This is a genomic window from Janthinobacterium sp. HH102 (genome assembly GCF_001758625.2).
Taxonomy (GTDB): Bacteria; Pseudomonadota; Gammaproteobacteria; order Burkholderiales; family Burkholderiaceae_D; genus Janthinobacterium.
Genome location: NZ_CP062062.1, coordinates 4133082 through 4149533 on the forward strand (window position 1 = coordinate 4133082; position 16452 = coordinate 4149533).

General features: G+C 65.8%; 17 protein-coding genes. 11 read left to right on the top strand and 6 right to left on the bottom strand.

Annotated features, from left to right (window positions below):
- The first annotated feature begins 60 nt into the window (after positions 1 to 60).
- The 10 genes from JAB4_RS18745 to JAB4_RS18790 all read left to right on the top strand — a co-directional run bounded on the left by JAB4_RS18745 (position 61) and on the right by JAB4_RS18790 (position 10080).
- A complete protein-coding gene (locus tag JAB4_RS18745) occupies positions 61 to 246 on the top strand; it encodes a hypothetical protein (RefSeq protein WP_193725204.1) in 186 nt (61 codons plus the stop codon).
- Positions 237 to 452 carry a hypothetical protein gene (locus JAB4_RS18750; RefSeq protein WP_070313525.1) on the top strand — a complete coding sequence of 72 codons (216 nt, stop codon included), beginning with the start codon at positions 237 to 239 and terminating at the stop codon, positions 450 to 452. Before JAB4_RS18745 ends, JAB4_RS18750 begins: the two co-directional genes overlap by 10 nt.
- Positions 449 to 1183, top strand: a complete 735-nt coding sequence (locus JAB4_RS18755; protein ID WP_070222889.1) for a hypothetical protein — start codon at positions 449 to 451, stop codon at positions 1181 to 1183. Before JAB4_RS18750 ends, JAB4_RS18755 begins: the two co-directional genes overlap by 4 nt.
- Complete coding sequence (locus tag JAB4_RS31050; RefSeq protein ID WP_070222891.1) at positions 1180 to 1890, top strand: type II secretion system protein; 711 nt, start codon at positions 1180 to 1182, stop codon at positions 1888 to 1890. The genes JAB4_RS18755 and JAB4_RS31050 overlap by 4 nt, the downstream gene beginning before the upstream one ends.
- The gene (locus JAB4_RS31055; RefSeq protein WP_070222894.1) at positions 1890 to 2669 is read left to right on the top strand and encodes an ABC transporter permease subunit; all 780 of its coding nucleotides are present in this window, start codon (positions 1890 to 1892) and stop codon (positions 2667 to 2669) included. The genes JAB4_RS31050 and JAB4_RS31055 overlap by 1 nt, the downstream gene beginning before the upstream one ends.
- The gene (locus tag JAB4_RS18770; protein WP_070222896.1) at positions 2669 to 3388 is read left to right on the top strand and encodes a hypothetical protein; all 720 of its coding nucleotides are present in this window, start codon (positions 2669 to 2671) and stop codon (positions 3386 to 3388) included. The genes JAB4_RS31055 and JAB4_RS18770 overlap by 1 nt, the downstream gene beginning before the upstream one ends.
- 88 nt (positions 3389 to 3476) lie before the next feature.
- Positions 3477 to 4049 (top strand): prepilin-type N-terminal cleavage/methylation domain-containing protein, encoded by a 573-nt coding sequence (locus JAB4_RS18775; protein WP_070222898.1) that lies wholly within the window; start codon positions 3477 to 3479, stop codon positions 4047 to 4049.
- Positions 4050 to 4076: 27 nt separating this feature from the next.
- The gene (locus JAB4_RS18780; protein WP_070222900.1) at positions 4077 to 4442 is read left to right on the top strand and encodes a NirD/YgiW/YdeI family stress tolerance protein; all 366 of its coding nucleotides are present in this window, start codon (positions 4077 to 4079) and stop codon (positions 4440 to 4442) included.
- Positions 4443 to 4675: 233 nt separating this feature from the next.
- Positions 4676 to 9160, top strand: a complete 4485-nt coding sequence (locus JAB4_RS18785) for a PAS domain-containing protein (protein ID WP_227741993.1) — start codon at positions 4676 to 4678, stop codon at positions 9158 to 9160.
- Positions 9157 to 10080, top strand: coding sequence for a diguanylate cyclase (locus JAB4_RS18790; protein ID WP_083287374.1), 924 nt, complete (start codon positions 9157 to 9159; stop codon positions 10078 to 10080). Before JAB4_RS18785 ends, JAB4_RS18790 begins: the two co-directional genes overlap by 4 nt.
- Positions 10081 to 10166: 86 nt before the next feature.
- On the opposite strand, the gene JAB4_RS18795 is transcribed toward JAB4_RS18790, so the two are convergent.
- The 6 genes from JAB4_RS18795 to JAB4_RS18820 all read right to left on the bottom strand — a co-directional run bounded on the left by JAB4_RS18795 (position 10167) and on the right by JAB4_RS18820 (position 15004).
- Positions 10167 to 10622, bottom strand: a complete 456-nt coding sequence (locus tag JAB4_RS18795) for a MaoC family dehydratase (protein WP_070222902.1) — start codon at positions 10620 to 10622, stop codon at positions 10167 to 10169.
- Complete coding sequence (locus JAB4_RS18800) at positions 10615 to 11103, bottom strand: MaoC family dehydratase (protein ID WP_070222904.1); 489 nt, start codon at positions 11101 to 11103, stop codon at positions 10615 to 10617. The genes JAB4_RS18795 and JAB4_RS18800 overlap by 8 nt, the downstream gene beginning before the upstream one ends.
- Positions 11100 to 12245, bottom strand: coding sequence for an acyl-CoA dehydrogenase family protein (locus tag JAB4_RS18805; RefSeq protein ID WP_070222906.1), 1146 nt, complete (start codon positions 12243 to 12245; stop codon positions 11100 to 11102). Before JAB4_RS18805 ends, JAB4_RS18800 begins: the two co-directional genes overlap by 4 nt.
- 16 nt (positions 12246 to 12261) lie before the next feature.
- Positions 12262 to 13452: an acyl-CoA dehydrogenase family protein gene (locus JAB4_RS18810; RefSeq protein WP_070222908.1), complete on the bottom strand. Its 1191-nt coding sequence runs from the start codon at positions 13450 to 13452 to the stop codon at positions 12262 to 12264.
- A gap of 183 nt (positions 13453 to 13635) precedes the next feature.
- A complete protein-coding gene (locus JAB4_RS18815; RefSeq protein WP_070222911.1) occupies positions 13636 to 13986 on the bottom strand; it encodes a VOC family protein in 351 nt (116 codons plus the stop codon).
- A 430-nt stretch (positions 13987 to 14416) separates the two neighbouring features.
- On the bottom strand, positions 14417 to 15004 hold the full coding sequence (locus JAB4_RS18820) for a TetR/AcrR family transcriptional regulator (protein WP_070222914.1): 588 nt from the start codon (positions 15002 to 15004) through the stop codon (positions 14417 to 14419).
- A gap of 232 nt (positions 15005 to 15236) precedes the next feature.
- On the opposite strand from JAB4_RS18820, the gene JAB4_RS18825 reads away from it, so the two are divergent.
- Positions 15237 to 16445, top strand: coding sequence for an MFS transporter (locus tag JAB4_RS18825; RefSeq protein WP_070222917.1), 1209 nt, complete (start codon positions 15237 to 15239; stop codon positions 16443 to 16445).
- Positions 16446 to 16452 lie beyond the last annotated feature (7 nt).

The following is a 16452-nucleotide window of genomic DNA, read 5'->3' on the forward strand; positions in this document are numbered from 1 at the left end:
GCACCCCCGTCCTGCGCGCCCCCTCCTGCGCCTCCCCTCCTGCGCCCCCTCGTCCTGGGCGTGCTGCTGGCCGGCGCCGCGCTCACGGCCCAGGCACAGTCGCCGCAACTGGGCCGTTTGTTCCTGTCGCCCGACCAGCGCGCCCAGCTCGACGCGCAGCGCTACGGCCCGCCGGCGCCCGATCCTGCCCTGGCGGCGCCCCCGGCCCGCCGCCGCCACCGCCGCCTGCCCCGCCCGTGGAATTGAATGGCGTGGTGCAGCGCAGCAGCGGCCGCTCTACCGTCTGGCTGAACCAGGAAACGCAAAACGAACCGCACAACCGCCTTGCGCGCGACAAGTCCGGCACGCCCGGCGCCCTGACCTTGCGCCTGTCGAACGGCCAGGTGGTGCTGCTGAAGCCCGGCCAGCGCTACGACCCGGCCAGCGGCACGGTCACCGAGGCGCCGCCATGACGCCGCGCCAGGCGCATCGCCAACTTCGTCGCCAGCGCGGCGCCGCCCTGTTGCTGCTGGTGGCCGTGCTGGGCCTGGGCACGGCCAGCCTGCTGATCGGCGCCTTCGGGCGCAACACGGGCGAGGCCGAACGCCAGCAGCGCACCCTGGCCACCCTGGCGCAGGCGCGCGACGCCTTGCTGGGCTTTGCGGCGGCCAATGGCCGCCTGCCCCGTCCGGCCGCCTCCGCCCTCGACGGGCGCGAACGGGCCGCCGACTGCGCCAACGACGCCGAGTGCAGCGGCTTTTTGCCGTGGGTGGCGCTGGGCGTGGACGGCGTCGACGCCTGGGGCAAGCTGCTGCGCTACAGCGTTACGCCGGAAATGGCGCGCGCGCCCATCGTCTCGTTTTCCGCTGTCGCCAACAGAGTCGTGCTCACGCGCGACGGGCGCGGCGCATTCGCCTTCGTGGCGGGCCAGGACCAGTGCGACGTCAGCGCCCAATGCCTGCCCGCCGTGCTGTTCTCGCAAGGCAAGGATCACTACGGCACGGCCGCCAGCGGCGTGGCGCAGATCAACACGGCGCGCGGCAATATCGACGAAGCCGCCAACGACAGCGCCAGCCGCCGCTTCATTAACCGCCCCGCCACCGAGCTTGCCACGCCGCCCGGTGGCGCCTTTGACGACATGCTCACCTGGATTACCTTGCCCACCCTGTATCAACGCATGCGCGCCGCGCGCAACCTGCCATGAGCGCCCTCCATCCGCGCCGCCAGGGCGGCTTTTCCCTGATCGAGATCGCCATCGTGCTCGTCATCGTCGGCCTGATGATCGGCGGCCTGGTCACGCCCTTGACGGTGCAGCTGGAACAGCGCAAGGTGGCCGAGACGCAACAGGCGCTCAATGAAGCGAAGGAAGCGCTGACGGGCTACGCGCTGCGCTACGGCTACCTGCCGTGTCCCGCCATCTCCGCCGGCAATGGCCTGGAAGACCGGCGCGGCGCCCGCTGCACGGGCGAAAAACGTGCGGGCTTCCTGCCCTGGGCCACCCTGGGACTGCGCCAGGGCGACAGCTGGAACAATCTGTTCCGCTACAGCGTGACGCCCGCCTTCAGCGACAGCGAGCAGCAATTCAACCTGGGCACGCCGCGCGACATCAGCATCGTCACGCGCAACGGCGGCGCACTGTTGCAGGCGACGGCGTTAAGGGACATCCCCGCCATGATCATGTCCCACGGCAAGAACGGCTTTGGCGCCACGGGCGTGCAGGGCCAGCGCCAGGCTATTCCTTTCAGCAACAATGTCGACGAGCGCAACAATGCATCGAACGCCACCACTGTCATCAGCCGCGCCGCCAGCGGCCCGCAGCAGCCCGGCGGCGAGTTCGACGATATCGTCGTCTGGCTGTCGCCGAACATCCTGTTCAACCGCATGGTGGCGGCGCAAAGGCTGCCCCGCTGATGCACGCATCCATGCTCCGGCCCGCCCTCACCATCGCCCGCTACACGCTGCTCGAAGCGCTGCGCAGCCGCCTGCCGTGGCTGTTCGTGCTGGCCGCCTGCGCCGCCGCCGGCCTGGCCGGCTTTCTGCAGCAACTGGCGCTGACGGAAAGCGGCGCCGTGCAGGCGTCGCTGCTGGCGGCCGCCTTGCGCCTGGCCGGCGTCTTCCTGCTGGCCACGTTCATCATCACCAGCATGGCGCGCGAAGCGGCCGACCGGGGCTTGGAATTGCTGCTGGCCTTGCCCATGCCGCGCGCAGCCTACCTGCTGGGAAAACTGCTGGGCTACGGGGCGCTGGCGGCCGTGCCCGCCGTGCTGTTCGGCCTGTTGATGGCGCTGTTCGCCGCGCCCGCGCAAAGCGCGCTGTGGGCGCTGTCCTTGCTGGGAGAATTGTGGATCGTCGCCGCCTTCAGCCTGCTGTGCGCGGCCAGCCTGCAGCAGGCCCTGCCCGCGCTGGCCGCGACTGGCGGCTTTTATGTGCTGGCGCGCATGCTGGGCAGCCTGCAGCTACTCGCGCACGGCCCGCAGGCGGGCGACTCCCTGGTGCAACGGGCCACGGCAGGCGCCATCGACGTGCTGGCCCTGCTCTTGCCCCGCCTCGACGCCTTTGCGCGCACGGAGTGGCTGCTGTACGCGACCGGCGACTGGCAAGCCCTGGCCAGTGTGGCGGCGCAAACGGCCATCTATGTGGCCTTGCTGGCCAGCTGCGCGCTGTGCGACTTTTACCGCAGGAACATCTGATGGCCGCCGCCCAGCGTCCCTGGTCGAGCGTGCCGCGCCCCCTGTGCTGGCTGCTGGCGGCCTGCGTGCTGCTGCAGCTGGGCTGGCGCCTGGCGCAGCAGCAGGCACCGCCACAGGCGCGGCCCCTGCCCGCCGCGCCGCCGGCAGCCGTGGCGCGCCTGGCCAGCCTGGGCGAGCCGCTGGCCATGGCCAAGGCCATGCTGCTGTACCTGCAATCGTTCGAAGACCAGCCCGGCGTCAGCCTGCCGTGGCGCAAGCTCGACTATGACCGCCTGGCCGGCTGGCTGGAGACGGCGCAAACGCTCGACCCGCGCAGCCGCTACGCGCTGGTGGCCGCCAGCGAAGTGTACGCGGGCGTGGCCGATCCGCAGCGCGCGCGGCGCATGCTGGCCTTCGTCGCCGCCAGCTTCGCCGCCGACCCGCAGCACCGCTGGCCCGCCATGGCGCAGGCGGCGCTGGTGGCCAAACACCAGTTGCACGACCTGCCGCTGGCGCTCGCCTATGCACGCCAGCTGCGCCGGCTGGCGACGGGGCCGCAAGTGCCAGCCTGGGTGCGCGAGATGGAAGCGTTCATCCTGGAAGACATGGACCAGCTCGACAGCGCACGCCTGGTGATCGGCGGCCTGATCGCCAGCGGCCAGATCAGCGACCCGCACGAACTCGCTTTCCTCGCGCGCAAGCTCGATGCACTGGCCGACAAGAAAAAGGCGGCGCCATGAGCCACCGTCCGACATGCCGTGCGCGCGCGGCGCCAATTGCAGTAAACTGCCATACCAGTCCCCAGCACTTTTTTCCAAGGAAATTCCCATGATCCCACGCCGCCAGCACGGCTTTACGCTCGTAGAAATCGCCATCGTCCTGGTCATCATCGGCTTGCTGCTCGGCGGCGTGCTCAAGGGACAAGGCTTGATCGACAGCGCCAAGGTGAAGAACATCATCCAGCAGTCGAATGCGCTGACGGCCGCCGTCAACGCCTACCAGGACAAGTTCCGCGCCCTGCCCGGCGACGATATCCAGGGCACCGTGCACGTGCCCAATTCGGCCGGCAACGGCAATGGCGACGGCCAGATCGGCGACGGCCAGCCGCGCGAATTCACGCTGGCGCCGCAGCACCTTGCGCTGGGCGGCTTCATTACCGGCTCGTTCAACGGCACCTCGCAATTCATGACCAGCGCCCAGGGCGGCGCCGTCTACCTGTACAACGATGAAGTGGGCGGACGGGCCGGCAACGGCATCCGTTTCGACAACCTGCCCGAAGGCTACGCCGAGCAGATCGACAGCAAACTCGACGATGGCGTGGCCAGCACGGGCAGCGTCCGGGCGAACATGCCCTATGGCAATACCGGTGCTATCATCCCCCGCACCGCCGTCTTTTTCTGAGCCGCCACTCACTATCGAAGGAATACCATGCCACTGCACCGCAAACTCATCGTCTCCCTGGCCGCCGCCTGCGCCTTGCTGGCCGGCGGCGCGCACGCCCAGTACGTGGGCCCGACAGCCGGCCCGGCCGCGCCCGGCAATGTGGCCGCCATCCTGAAAAATCCCGTCGACGACCAGGCCGTCGTGCTGCGCGGCCACCTGCTGCGCAAAGTGGGCAACGAGAAATACACGTTTTCCGACGGCACGGCGGAAATCCGCGTGGACATCGACGACAAGGTCTTCATGAACCGCCAGATCGACGCCAGGACTCGCGTGGAAATTCGCGGCGAAGTGGAAAAGGATTTCATGGAAAGCCCGGAAATCGATGTCGATGTGCTGACCGTGGTCCCCTAAGTTTCCCTGCCCTCCCGCCGCCACGGCGGGAGGGGCGTTACCTCCCTTCTGTATGCCTTGCGCAACCTTTTTTCCATCCAAGAAACTAGGCTTGTCAGAACAATCAATTTCGTCTAGCATCTTTTCATTCAAGGTCAGCCAGCGCCAGCGTGAGCCTGCCTGTCGACTCATCCATTCTGGGAGCTTTCCGGGTGCAAGATTTGCCTTCGATACGCTCAAGAATTTCATGGCTGGTGTTCGCCTGGGTCATTCCGACGGCCCTCGTGTTTCTCCTGCTCGTGGCGCAAAGCTACACGCGCGAACGCGACCATGTCGTCAGCGAAACGGCGCAGGCGGCGCGCGCCGTCTCCGCCGCCATCGAACGCGACTTGAGCGGCGCCCAGATGGCCGCGCGCCTGCTGGCCGCCTCGCCCGCCCTGCAAGACGACGATATCGGCGCCCTGCGCGCCCTGGCCGGCAGCCTGCTGCAGCCGGGCCTGGCCGTCAGCGCCTTCATCGTCTCCGACGCCAAGGGACGCCAGCTGATCAATACATCGCTGCCCGCCGGCCAGACACCTCCCCCCTTGCCGCAAAAATGGGCCGCCAGCATGGACCGCGCGCGCGACTACGGCAAGCCACGGCTGACCAGTTTGCTGACGGCGCCGGACGAGGTGCCGCGGCTGGCCCTGAACCAACGCTTGCCGCGTAACAAGGGGCCCGCCTATGTGCTGACGGCGCTGTACCCGCCCGACTACCTGCCCTTGCTGCTGCGCGAGCTGCACCTGCCGGCCTACCTGGGCGCGGCCATCGTCAACGCCGACGGCATCAACGTGGCGCGCACCCTGGCGCCCCAGCGCTATGTGGGCCAGCGCAGCCCGGCGCCCCTGCTGGAGCAGATACGCCAGCAGCGCGAAGGCGTGCTGCGCCACGCCACCCTGGAAGGCATCGACGTGTATACGGGCTTTCGCCGCGCGCCGGACGACGCCTGGACGGTGGCCGTCACCATCCGCACCAGCACGGTGGCCGAAGCCCTGCTGCGCTCCGTCGTCACCGGCTCCCTCATCCTGGCCCTGCTGCTGGGCGCCGGCTTTGCCCTGGCCTGGCGTGTGGGCGGCCGCCTGGCCCGCACCCTGCAGGAACTGACCGTGCAGATCCATGCGCTGGCGCAAGGCAAACCCCTGCTTTCGAACAAGCACACGGACCGCGAATCGGCCGACATGGCAGCCGCGCTGGGCGCGCTGGAACGCGACTTGCGGCGCCACCGCACACAGCTCGAAAGCCTGGTGAGCGAGCGCACCCTGGCCCTGGAAAAATCCACGCGCCTGCTGGAAACCGTCTACGCGACGGCGCCCATCGGCATGCTGTTCGTGGGACTGGACTTGCGCGTCGTCATGATCAACCAGTACCTGGCCGCCATCCACGGGGCCAGCGTGGCGCAGCATCTGGGCCGTCCCGTGGGTGCCATGCTGTTCGACGACGCCGTGCGCATGGAGGTGGAACGCTGCGTGCGCCAGGTGCTCGAGACGGGATCGCCCATCGTCGACCTCGAATTGCAGGGTCATGGCGGGCGGCAGCGCGAGCAGCTCAGTCACTGGATCGTCTCGTATCACCCGATTTTCGGCCCCGAGCAGCAGTTGCTGGGCGTGTCGGGCCTGTGGCTGGACATTAGCGAGCGCAAGCGCAGCGAAGCGGAATTTCGCCGCTCGAAACACCTGTTCGGCACCATCATTGAAAACATCCCGGCCATGGTCTTCGTCAAGCGCGCCGACAAGCTGAGCTTTGAAATGGTCAACCGCCACGCGGAACTGACCCTGGGACGCTCGCGCGAGCAATTGCTGGGCAAGACGGACCACGACTTCTTCCCGCCGCAGCAGGCGGCCGCCTTCGTCAGCGCCGACCGCAAGCTGCTGGCCACGGGGCAGATGGTGGAAATCGACCAGGAGCCGATCAACACGGCCGACGGCACCACGCGCCACTTCACCACGCGCAAGGTGGTGCTGCGCGACGACGCGGGGCGCGCCAGCCACGTGCTGGGGGTGTCGATCGACATCACGGAACGCAAGCGCGCCACCGAGGTGCTGCACGCCACCACCTTGCGCCTGGAACAGAGCGAGCGCTTCATCCGCACCGTCACCGACAACCTGCCCGGCATGGTGTCGTACTGGGGCGCCGATCTGCGTTGCCGATTCGCAAATAATTTCTACAATGAATGGTTTGGCCGCAGCAGCGCCGAACTGGCCGGCATCCACATGAGCGAATTGCTGGGACAGGAACTGTTCGACGTGTATGCGCCCCACGTCGAGGGCGTGCTGGCGGGTCGGCCGCAAAGCTTCGAGCGCGACCTGCTCGACCCCACGGGACAGGTATGCCATACGTGGACCAATTACATCCCCGACGTCGACGACAGCGGCGGCGTGCGCGGCTTCTTCGTGCTGGCCTCGGACGTCTCCGAACTCAAGCGCACGGAATTGCGCCTGCACGAACTCAATGAGCAGATGGTGCGCGCGCGCGACAAGGCCGAGGCGGCCAGCACGGCGAAGAGCGAATTCGTCGCGAACATGAGCCATGAAATCCGCACGCCGATGAACGCCATCATCGGCCTGGCGCGCCTGCTGGAAGAGTCGCCGCTGGAACGGCGCGAACGCAGCTACGTCGGCAAGATCCAGATGGCCACGCAGTCGCTGCTCCATATCGTCAACGACGTGCTCGATTTTTCCAAGATCGAGGCGGGACAGATGGTGCTGGAACAGCGCCGCTTCCAGCTCGAACGCATGCTCGGCAGCGTCGGCGTGCTGCTGGCCAGCAGCGCCTGGGCGCGCGGCGTGGAGCCCGTGTTCGTGCTCGACCCGGGCGTGCCCGATGAACTGATCGGCGACGCCCTGCGCGTGGAACAGATCCTGATCAATCTGGTGGGCAACGCCGTCAAATTCACTTCGCATGGCGAAGTGGTGCTGTCCATCGGCATGGCGGCCGAGGACGCGGCCAGCGTGACCCTGGAGTTTTCCGTGCGCGACACGGGCATCGGCATCGGCGCGGCCGAGCAGGAACGCATCTTCGACGCGTTTTCCCAGGGCGACAGCGGCACCAGCCGCAAATACGGCGGCACGGGATTGGGGCTGGCCATTTGCCGGCGCATGGTGGAATTGATGGGCGGCCAGCTCAGCGTGAAAAGCGCGCTGAGCCAGGGTTCCGACTTCCGCTTCCGCTGCCGCTTCGGCAAGGCGGCGGCGCCGCACGAGCCGCGCCGCAAGGGCGCGCCCAGGGCCCTGTCGCTGCTGATCATCGACGACAACGCCAGCGTGCGCGCCATGCTGGAAGACTGGTGCGCGGCGCAGGGCTGGCACAGCCGCAGCGCCGACAGCGGCGCGGCCGGCCTGGCCTTGCTGCGCCAGGCCGGTGGCCCGGACGGCTTGCCGCCGGCAGACCTGGTGCTGCTCGACGCGGCCATGCCAGGCATGGATGGCATTTCCATGCTCACCGAGGCGCGCGCCGATGCGCTCTTGGCGCTGCCGCCCGTGATCATGCTGGTGGCCGACCAGGACAGCGAAAACCTCGAACGCCTGGCCGACAGCCTGATGCTGGCCGGCATCGTCTCGAAACCAGCCACCCCGGCACGCCTGCTGGCGGCCGTGACGGCCGTGCGCGAAGGCCGCAGCGCGCCTTCCGCGCTGCCCGTGTCCACGCCCCTGTCGGGCTTGCTGGAAGGCATGCGCGTCCTGCTGGTGGAAGACAATGAAATCAACCAGGAAGTGGCGCAGTACATCCTGCTGCACTCGGGCGCGCGCGTGGCCGTGGCTGCCAACGGCAGGCTGGCCGTCGACTTGCTTGCCAGCACGCCGGACGCCTGGGACGTGGTGCTGATGGATTTGCAGATGCCCGTCATGAACGGCTACGACGCTACCCTGGCCATCCGCGCGCTGGGCTTGCCGGACCTGCCCATCGTCGCCATGACGGCCAATGCCATGGACGAGGACCGTCTGCGCGCCATCGCCAGCGGCATGAATGCGCATGTGGCCAAGCCCATCGATGTCGACGACATGATCGAGACCCTGACCCGGCTGGTGCCGGCGCCGCCGGGAGCTGGCACTGGCGGCAGCGCCATGCCGGCCGCGAACGCCGTCGCGTGGATGGCCGATGTGCCGGCCACGGTGCCCGGCATCGACCTGGCGGCTGCCCTGCACCGCTTCGGCGGCGACTACGGCGCCTTCCTGGCCCTGCTCAAGCGCTTTGAAAATTCGCAAGGCGACGCCGTCGAGGACACGCGGCGCCTGCTGGCCGCCGGCCAGACGCGGCAGGCGGCGCAGCTGCTGCACCGCGTGTGCGGCGTGGCGGCCAACCTGGGCGCCGCCCACGTCGCCAGCCTGGCAGGCGAGGCGGAAAAAACGCTGAAAACGGGGCAATCGCACGCGACACCCGCCTTGCTGGGGCAGCTGGAACTGGCGATGGCCGAAGTCATCGAGGCGGCGCGCACCCTGCCCTCGCCCCTGCGGCGCGGGCAGGGTGCACCCGCCGCACCCGGCAGCGCGCCGCCAGACCTGCGCGCCGGCCTGGCCGACTTGCTTGTCCTGATCCGCAACAATAACCTGAAGGCGCTGGCCCAATTCCACGCGCTGCACCCCGCCCTGCAACAATCAGACCGGGAAGCGGCCCTGGCGCTGGCCAACGCGATCGAAACCCTGAATTTTTCCGAAGCGGAAAAACTCGTGCTCGATCAGCTGAAACGAGAGGAAAACAAGTGAGCTGGACCAACCTTGCCATGAACGGGCGCATCCTCATCGTCGATGACGCCATGGAAAACATCCAGATCCTGCACCAGTTGCTGCGCGAGGAACACGACGTGCTGTTCGCCCTGAGCGGAGAGAAGGCGCTGGAGATTGCGCATAATCAACTGCCGGACCTGATCCTGCTCGACGCCGTCATGCCCGGCATGGATGGCTACGCCGTCTGCAATGCGCTGCGCGAATCGGCCATCCTGAGCGCCATTCCCGTCATTTTCGTCACGGCCCTGAACCAGCCCGAGGACGAGACGCGGGCGCTGGAAGCGGGCGCCGTCGATTTCATCACGAAACCGTTCAACGCAGCCGTCGTGCGGGCCCGCGTGCGCAGCCAGCTGACCATCAAGCGGCAGGCCGACGCCATGCGCGAGCTGTCGCTGACGGATACGCTGACGGGCGTGGCCAACCGGCGCAGCTTCAATGACACGATGGACAGCGAATGGCGGCGCTGCGCGCGCGACGGCGTGCCGATGGCCCTCATCATGGCCGATATCGACCACTTCAAGGATTACAACGACACGTATGGCCACCAGGCGGGCGACCTGTGCCTGCAGCAGGTGAGCGCCGCCCTGCGCCGCTGCGCCGTGCGCCCGCCCGACCTGCTGGCGCGCTACGGCGGCGAGGAATTCATCATCCTGCTGCCGCAGGAAACGCGCGACGGCGCCGAAGTGGTGGCCCAGCGCATCCTCGACGAAGTGCGCGCGCTGGAAATTGCCCACGCCAGATCGAGCGCCGGCCCGCACGTCACCGTCAGCCTGGGCATGGCCAGCGTCATGCCCACGGAAGGCATGGACCCCAGCGCCCTGATCCGCGCCGCCGACGCCCTGCTGTACCGCGCCAAGCAGACGGGGCGGGACAGGTATTGCGCGTGGGAGGGGGAGTAAAGAGAAGGCGCGCGCACCTGCGTCGGCTTACGCCCTGCGGGCTAAGCCGACCTACGCCGACCTGCGATGTGGGCTCAGCTTGCCGCTCAGGGATAGCAACGCATCAGAAACTCCGCCACGCACACGGGTTTCGTGTCGCCTTCCCTCTCCATGGTCACGGCCCAGTTCACTTGCGCCCCTTCCGGCACATCCTCGACGGAGAGGATGTCGAGCCGCGCGCGCAGGCGGCTGCCGACGGGCACGGGCGCCGGGAAGCGCACTTTATTGAGGCCATAGTTGATGGCCATGCGGATGCCGGCCATGTGCAGCGCACCCTGCAGCATGGCGGGCAACAGGGACAGTGTGAGAAAGCCGTGCGCCACCGTGCAGCCGTACGGCGACTCGCGCGCGCAGCGCTCGGCGTCCACATGGATCCACTGATGGTCGTCCGTGGCGTCGGCAAAGGTGTCGATGCGCTGCTGCGTGATGGTGAGCCAGTCGGAGACGGCCACGTGCTGTCCCGACAAGGCCTGGAAACCGGCGATGCCGGCGATATCACGCATGCTGCTCTCCGGCCGGACGGCGGCCGAACATGCCCATGCCTTCGACGGTGGTCACCACCTCGCCATGCTGGTTGCGCACGCTCCACACGGAAATGACGATGCCGCGGTCCGGCTTCGACGTCGATGGGCGCACTTCCTTGACCTGGTAGGTCAGTTGCAGGGTGTCGCCTGCGCGCACGGGTTTGAGCCAGCGGATGCTGTCCAGGCCGGGCGAGCCCATGCTGGACGAGTGCTTGAGCAGGTTATCGACCACCAGGCGCATCATCATGCCGCAGGTATGCCAGCCGCTGGCGATGACGCCCTTGAAAATGGTCTTTTCCGCCGCAGCATGGTCGACGTGAAACGGCTGCGGGTCGAAATCCGTGGCGAAAGCGATGATTTCCTTTTCTGTCACGTGGCGCTGGCCCAGGTCGATTTCCAAGCCTTGCGTAAAGTCTTCGAAATACCAGTGTTTCGGGGCGATAGCGGTCGATGCGGTCATGCGGTCTCCGTCGGCAAGAAGCCCGGCTGGGCGATAAAGCGCTCGATGTGATGGTCCACGTCGCCCAGGGTCAGGGCGATCATGGAGAGGCGCTTGAAATGATGGGCGGCGGGCAATTCGTCCGTCACGCCCATACCGCCATGCAATTGCACGGCTTGCTGGCCGACAAAGGTGGCGGCCAGTCCCACCCGCGCCTTGGCGGCGGACACGGTACGGCGGCGATCAAACGCGTCGTCGCTATCGGCCTTGGCGGCGGCCAGCATGGCCATCGAACGGGCTTGCTCCAGGTGGATGAACATGTCGGCCATGCGGTGCTGCAGGGCCTGGAACTTGCCGATCGGCGCGCCGAACTGCTGGCGCGTCTTCAAGTAGTCGAGCGTGGCGGCGAAGATGGCGTCCATGGCGCCCACGGCTTCCGCGCACAGCAAGGCGGCGCCGTAATCCACTGCCGCGTCGAGCACGGGCCAGCCCTGCCCCTTTTGTCCGACCAGGGCCTCATGCCCCAGCACCACTTGCACGAGGATCACGGTGGCGGCGCGCTGGCCGTCGATGGTGCGGTAGTCGCGCACGGAAACACCGGGCGCGTCGACGGGCACGAGGAATAGTGAAATGCCCTCCGTCTCATCCTGGCCGCCGCTGCTGCGCGCCGACACAATCAGAGAATCCGCCTGGGCGCCATGAATGACGACGGTTTTCTCGCCGTCGAGCACGAAACCGTCGCCGCTGGCCGTGGCCGTCGTGGCGATGTCGTGCAGGTCGTGGCGCGACTGCCGCTCGCCGAGCGCGCAAGCCAGTTTCAGGCTGCCGCTGGCCACCTGTTCCAGCACCGCATCATGGCCGCCCGCCAGGGTCAAGAAGCGCGCGCCCAGCACGGTGGCGAAATACGGTTCGACCACGAGGCCACGCCCCAGTTCCTGCATCACCAGCAGCATATCGACGGCCGTGCCGTCGAAACCGCCCGCGGCGGCCGGCAGCGGCAAGGCCGTCATGCCCAGCTCGGCCAGGGTGGCCCAGGCGGCATCGGACGTACCCGTGGCGGAATGGATGATGGTTTGCCGCGTCTCAAACGGGTAATCCTTGTCGACCCAGCGCCGGAGCGCGTCGGCGAATTGCTGCTGTTCCTGATTGAATTGGAAGTCCATGTCGTCTCCTTCTGGCTTACAGGCCCAGGATCATCTGCGTGATGATGTTTTTCTGGATTTCATTCGAGCCGCCATAGATCGATGTCTTGCGGTAATTGAAGTAGTAGGCAGCCAGCGGCGCGGCCAGGTCGTCGCCAGCGCTGCTGTGCGGCGCGCTGCCGTCAAGAAATGCCGGGTCGAAGGGCAAGGCTTGCGGGCCGATGGCTTCGACCATCAGTTCCGTCAGTTGCTGCTGCAGTTCGGAGCCGCGCACCTTCAGCATCGACGCCTGCGGCCCCGGCCCCTTGCCCTCGTCGCTGATGACGCGCAAGACCGTCATTTCCAGCGCCATCAATTCGATTTCCAGGGTAGCCACCTTGGCGGCAAAGGCGGGATCGTGCAGCAGCGGCGCGCCGCGCTTGGTCTGCCGCAGGGCCAGCTGCTTGAGGAAAGTCAATTCGCGCTTGGAGCGGCCCACGGCGGCGATGCCCGTGCGCTCGTGGCCCAGCAGATACTTGGCGTAGGTCCAGCCCTTGTTTTCCTGGCCGACCAGATTGCTGACGGGCACGCGCACGTTATCGAAAAAGACTTCGTTCACTTCGTGTTCTTCGTCGAGCATGATGATGGGGCGCACGGTGATGCCCGGCGTTTTCATGTCGATCAGCAAGAAACTGATGCCTTCCTGCTTGCGCACCGTGCTGTCCGTGCGCACCAGGCAAAAGATCATGTCCGCGTGCTGGCCCAGGGTGGTCCAGGTTTTCTGGCCATTGACGATGTAATGGTCGCCGTCGCGCTGGGCCGTGGTTTTCAGCGAGGCGAGGTCGGAACCGGCACCGGGCTCCGAATAGCCCTGGCACCACCAGTCGTCGCAATTCAAGATGCGCGGCAGATAGTATGCTTTTTGTTCGGCGTTGGCGAAGGCCATGATGACGGGCGCCACCATGTTGATGCCGAAAGGCAGGATCGGCGGCGTGGCGGCGCGCGCGCACTCGTCTTCCCAGATATGGCGCTGCACGGACGTCCAGCCCGTGCCGCCGTATTCGACGGGCCAGGCCGGCGCGGCCCAGCCTTGTTGCGCGACGATCTTGTGCCAGCGCACGTAGTCGTCGCGGTTCAGGCGCAGATGCTGGCGCACCTTGCGCTGCAAGTCCGCCGGCAGATGGGTGTCGAGGAAGGCGCGCACCGTGTCGCGGAACGCCGTCTCCCCGGCCGTGTAATGCAGGTCCATGTCTGTCTCCTTGTTCTTATGAGTTGCCGTGATGCCTGCACGCAAGGAAGCTCAGCGCACAAAAAAGCACGACCGTTCTCAAGGATTGTACAACAGATTGGGAGCGGCGCCAGGGGTTTTACACAGGCCGGCGCCGGGTGGCATTGGCCGGCTGGCGGCCCGCAGCCGCCGTCGGCATCTTGTCTATGTGTGCGACAGAATATTGATGAGCTTGCCGAAAGGGTCGCGCACGAAAAAGCGCCTGACGCCCCAGGGCTCATCGCTCAGCCCATACTCGATGGCAAACCCTGCGGCAACCATGCGTGCAAATGCGGTATCGACGTCATCGACTTCAATCGACAGGTCTGGCACGGCCGTATTCGAGCCGCCTTGCGTGGCGAAGCTCACTTGAACACTCATCTCGGTTTGCGCACCATACGTCATGATCCAGCCGTGGTCCATCAGCAGGCTCAGGCCCAGCACCTCCTCGTAAAACCTCCGCGCCAGGCCCGGATCCGACACGGGGACATTGGCAACGATACGCTTGACTTGCATATTTTTCCTCCGTGTTAATGATTGAACCATTCAAAGCTCACCCCTGCCATTCCACATCCACAACCGCACCCAGAAGTGGTGGCGAATCGAATTGAAATTCATTCCATGGCAGATAGCCAATTCCACCACCTGCCGGTAGCAGGCAGCCAACTCGCCCTCTCGTCCGCCAAGTTCGGACGTAAGTACCATGGATGGTTCAGACCGTGGAAATGAAGGCGGCTGAAGGCACTGTGTACATGTTGACGTGTCCACGCCTGCATGTCTGTCCGGACCGAAATAGAACTCTTTCTTCAAGAGAAAGCAAAGCTCTACATTCAGCAACGAAACTGGTTTGGCTTCAGCCATCCAAGGTTTCATATGGTTGCAATAAAATTAATCTCAAGGGTTCTACGGAAAGGTCCGCTTCTGATGAGATTGCCACTTTTCACGATTACCTCTTTAGTAACAGCCCACGTAGAAGCAAATCCAATGCCGCAACTCCTTTTATCAAGCGCGCATTGCCTTCGTCACCATCGGCGATCCAGAACGCCGCTTCTGCGAGACTGCCGTAGATCATCGAAGCCAGTGCCTCTGGGCAAGTGTCGGCCACGATGCCTTGATGAATCAGCTCGCGGATAAGCCCTTGCATCGACTCGAGGCAATGACGCTGCGAGTCCGGTGAAGCGCCTCCCAGCACCGCCCTGGCATCGCGTAAAACGATGCGCTGAATTTCCGGCTCCAAGGCCATCTCCAGATAGGCACGGCAGCGATGGCGAAAGCCTTCCCACAGATCGCCAGCGCTGTCGGAGATGCTTTGCAGGCGACCATCCATTTCCGCGTCGATCTGCTCTACCACCGCCAGCAGCAAGCCCTTCTTATCGCCGAAGTGATGATACAGCGCACCACGCGTCAGTCCTGCCTGCGCGGTGAGGTCGTCCATTGACGTATCGGCATAACCGCGCTCGCTGAACACTGTGCGGGCGGTAGCCAGCAACGATGCTCGGGTTTCTTCCATCTCCACACGCGTGCGGCGAACCATTGCTTTCCCCTTACATACATAACGTATGATTGTTTACATACAGTGCGTATGAATATATACTATTCATACGCGATGTATGTATTATCACTGGGACGCGTCTCCGCTGCAAGCATCGCATGCAGGGACCGATATCGATCCCCTTTGGCATCCGCTGCCACTGCATATCAGCGGTCCGACGCCGCCTTTACCGGCACAAGCCGTTTATCGAATGATCAAATGAAGGATATGCACCATGAGTACGTCCCCCTACGCTGCCGCAGAAAGGGCTGTCCGCCACCCGTGGCTGGCGGTCAGCGCTGTCGGCATGGCCACCTTTTCGGTCGTGACGACGGAAATGCTGCCGGTCGGCCTGTTGACGCCGATCGCTGACACCCTGGGCACCTCCACCGGAACCGCCGGGCTGATGATCTCGCTGCCAGCATTGCTGGCGGCCTTGTTCGCGCCGCTGGTCGTGATCGTCTCGGGAAACCTGGACCGGCGCACAATTCTCTGTGGCTTGCTCACTCTATTGTTGCTCGCAAACATAGCCTCGGCTCTGGCGCAGAACATGGCGTGGATGCTGGCGGCACGTGTTCTCGTCGGTTTTTGCATGGGCGGAATCTGGGCCATCGCCGGCGGTCTGGCGTCCCGGCTTGTTCCTGCCCGCTCGATCGGCTTGGCAACGTCGATTATCTTCGGTGGCGTGGCGGCCGCTTCCGTGCTGGGTGTGCCGCTAGGCGCACAAATCGGCGACGTTGCAGGATGGCGCTGGGCCTTCGGCGCCATGGCGCTGTTCAGCGGCCTGGTACTGGTGCTGCATCTGGCTGTCATTCCCGCCCTGCCCGCTGCCGGTTCGACGACCTTGCGCCAATTCGGCAAACAGCTGCACAACCGGCAGTTGCAGGCGGGGCTGCTCCTGACCCTGTTGCTTGTAACCAGCCATTTCACGGCCTTTACCTTCGTGCGCCCGCTGCTGCTGTCGATGTCGGGGTTTGATGCGCAATGGCTGGGCACACTGCTGTTTTCCTATGGCTTCGCGGGCATCATTGGCAACTTCCTGGCCGGCGGCGTTGCGGCGCGGCGCGCAGCGCCAACCATCCTAGCCATCGCGGGCGGCCTGCTGCTCACGCCACTGCTGTTTCTGGCTGTCGGCGACTCCAGCATCGCTGGCGGCGTGGTGTTGCTGGCTTGGGGACTGGCCTACGGCGGCGTATCGGTCGGCCTGATGACCTTGATGCTGAAGGCGGCGCCCGGGGCCGTGGAGATCGTCGCCGCGCTGTATGTGGGAGTCTTCAATATCGGCATTGCGCTCGGGGCGTGGGCCGGCGGTCAAGCCGTGGACAGGCTGGGCCTCTCGGCCAACCTCTGGCTTGCCGCAGGTTTCGCCGCTGCTGCTTTGCTGCTGGCTTTTGGCATCAACTTTGTTAATGCCAACAAACAACTTGGCCCTGCACGAGATTGACTCTTGC

What these genes read in the sequence shown, in the direction of transcription:
- JAB4_RS18795 (WP_070222902.1), bottom strand. Translation starts at nt 10,622, where the DNA reads ATGCGTGATATCGCCGGCATCGCCGGTTTCCAGGCCTTGTCGGGACAG.
- JAB4_RS18825 (WP_070222917.1), top strand. Translation starts at nt 15,237, where the DNA reads ATGAGTACGTCCCCCTACGCTGCCGCAGAAAGGGCTGTCCGCCACCCG.
- JAB4_RS18810 (WP_070222908.1), bottom strand. Translation starts at nt 13,452, where the DNA reads ATGGACCTGCATTACACGGCCGGGGAGACGGCGTTCCGCGACACGGTG.
- JAB4_RS18780 (WP_070222900.1), top strand. Translation starts at nt 4,077, where the DNA reads ATGCCACTGCACCGCAAACTCATCGTCTCCCTGGCCGCCGCCTGCGCC.
- JAB4_RS18800 (WP_070222904.1), bottom strand. Translation starts at nt 11,103, where the DNA reads ATGACCGCATCGACCGCTATCGCCCCGAAACACTGGTATTTCGAAGAC.
- JAB4_RS18805 (WP_070222906.1), bottom strand. Translation starts at nt 12,245, where the DNA reads ATGGACTTCCAATTCAATCAGGAACAGCAGCAATTCGCCGACGCGCTC.
- JAB4_RS18755 (WP_070222889.1), top strand. Translation starts at nt 449, where the DNA reads ATGACGCCGCGCCAGGCGCATCGCCAACTTCGTCGCCAGCGCGGCGCC.
- JAB4_RS31050 (WP_070222891.1), top strand. Translation starts at nt 1,180, where the DNA reads ATGAGCGCCCTCCATCCGCGCCGCCAGGGCGGCTTTTCCCTGATCGAG.
- JAB4_RS18820 (WP_070222914.1), bottom strand. Translation starts at nt 15,004, where the DNA reads ATGGTTCGCCGCACGCGTGTGGAGATGGAAGAAACCCGAGCATCGTTG.
- JAB4_RS18815 (WP_070222911.1), bottom strand. Translation starts at nt 13,986, where the DNA reads ATGCAAGTCAAGCGTATCGTTGCCAATGTCCCCGTGTCGGATCCGGGC.
- JAB4_RS31055 (WP_070222894.1), top strand. Translation starts at nt 1,890, where the DNA reads ATGCACGCATCCATGCTCCGGCCCGCCCTCACCATCGCCCGCTACACG.
- JAB4_RS18770 (WP_070222896.1), top strand. Translation starts at nt 2,669, where the DNA reads ATGGCCGCCGCCCAGCGTCCCTGGTCGAGCGTGCCGCGCCCCCTGTGC.
- JAB4_RS18775 (WP_070222898.1), top strand. Translation starts at nt 3,477, where the DNA reads ATGATCCCACGCCGCCAGCACGGCTTTACGCTCGTAGAAATCGCCATC.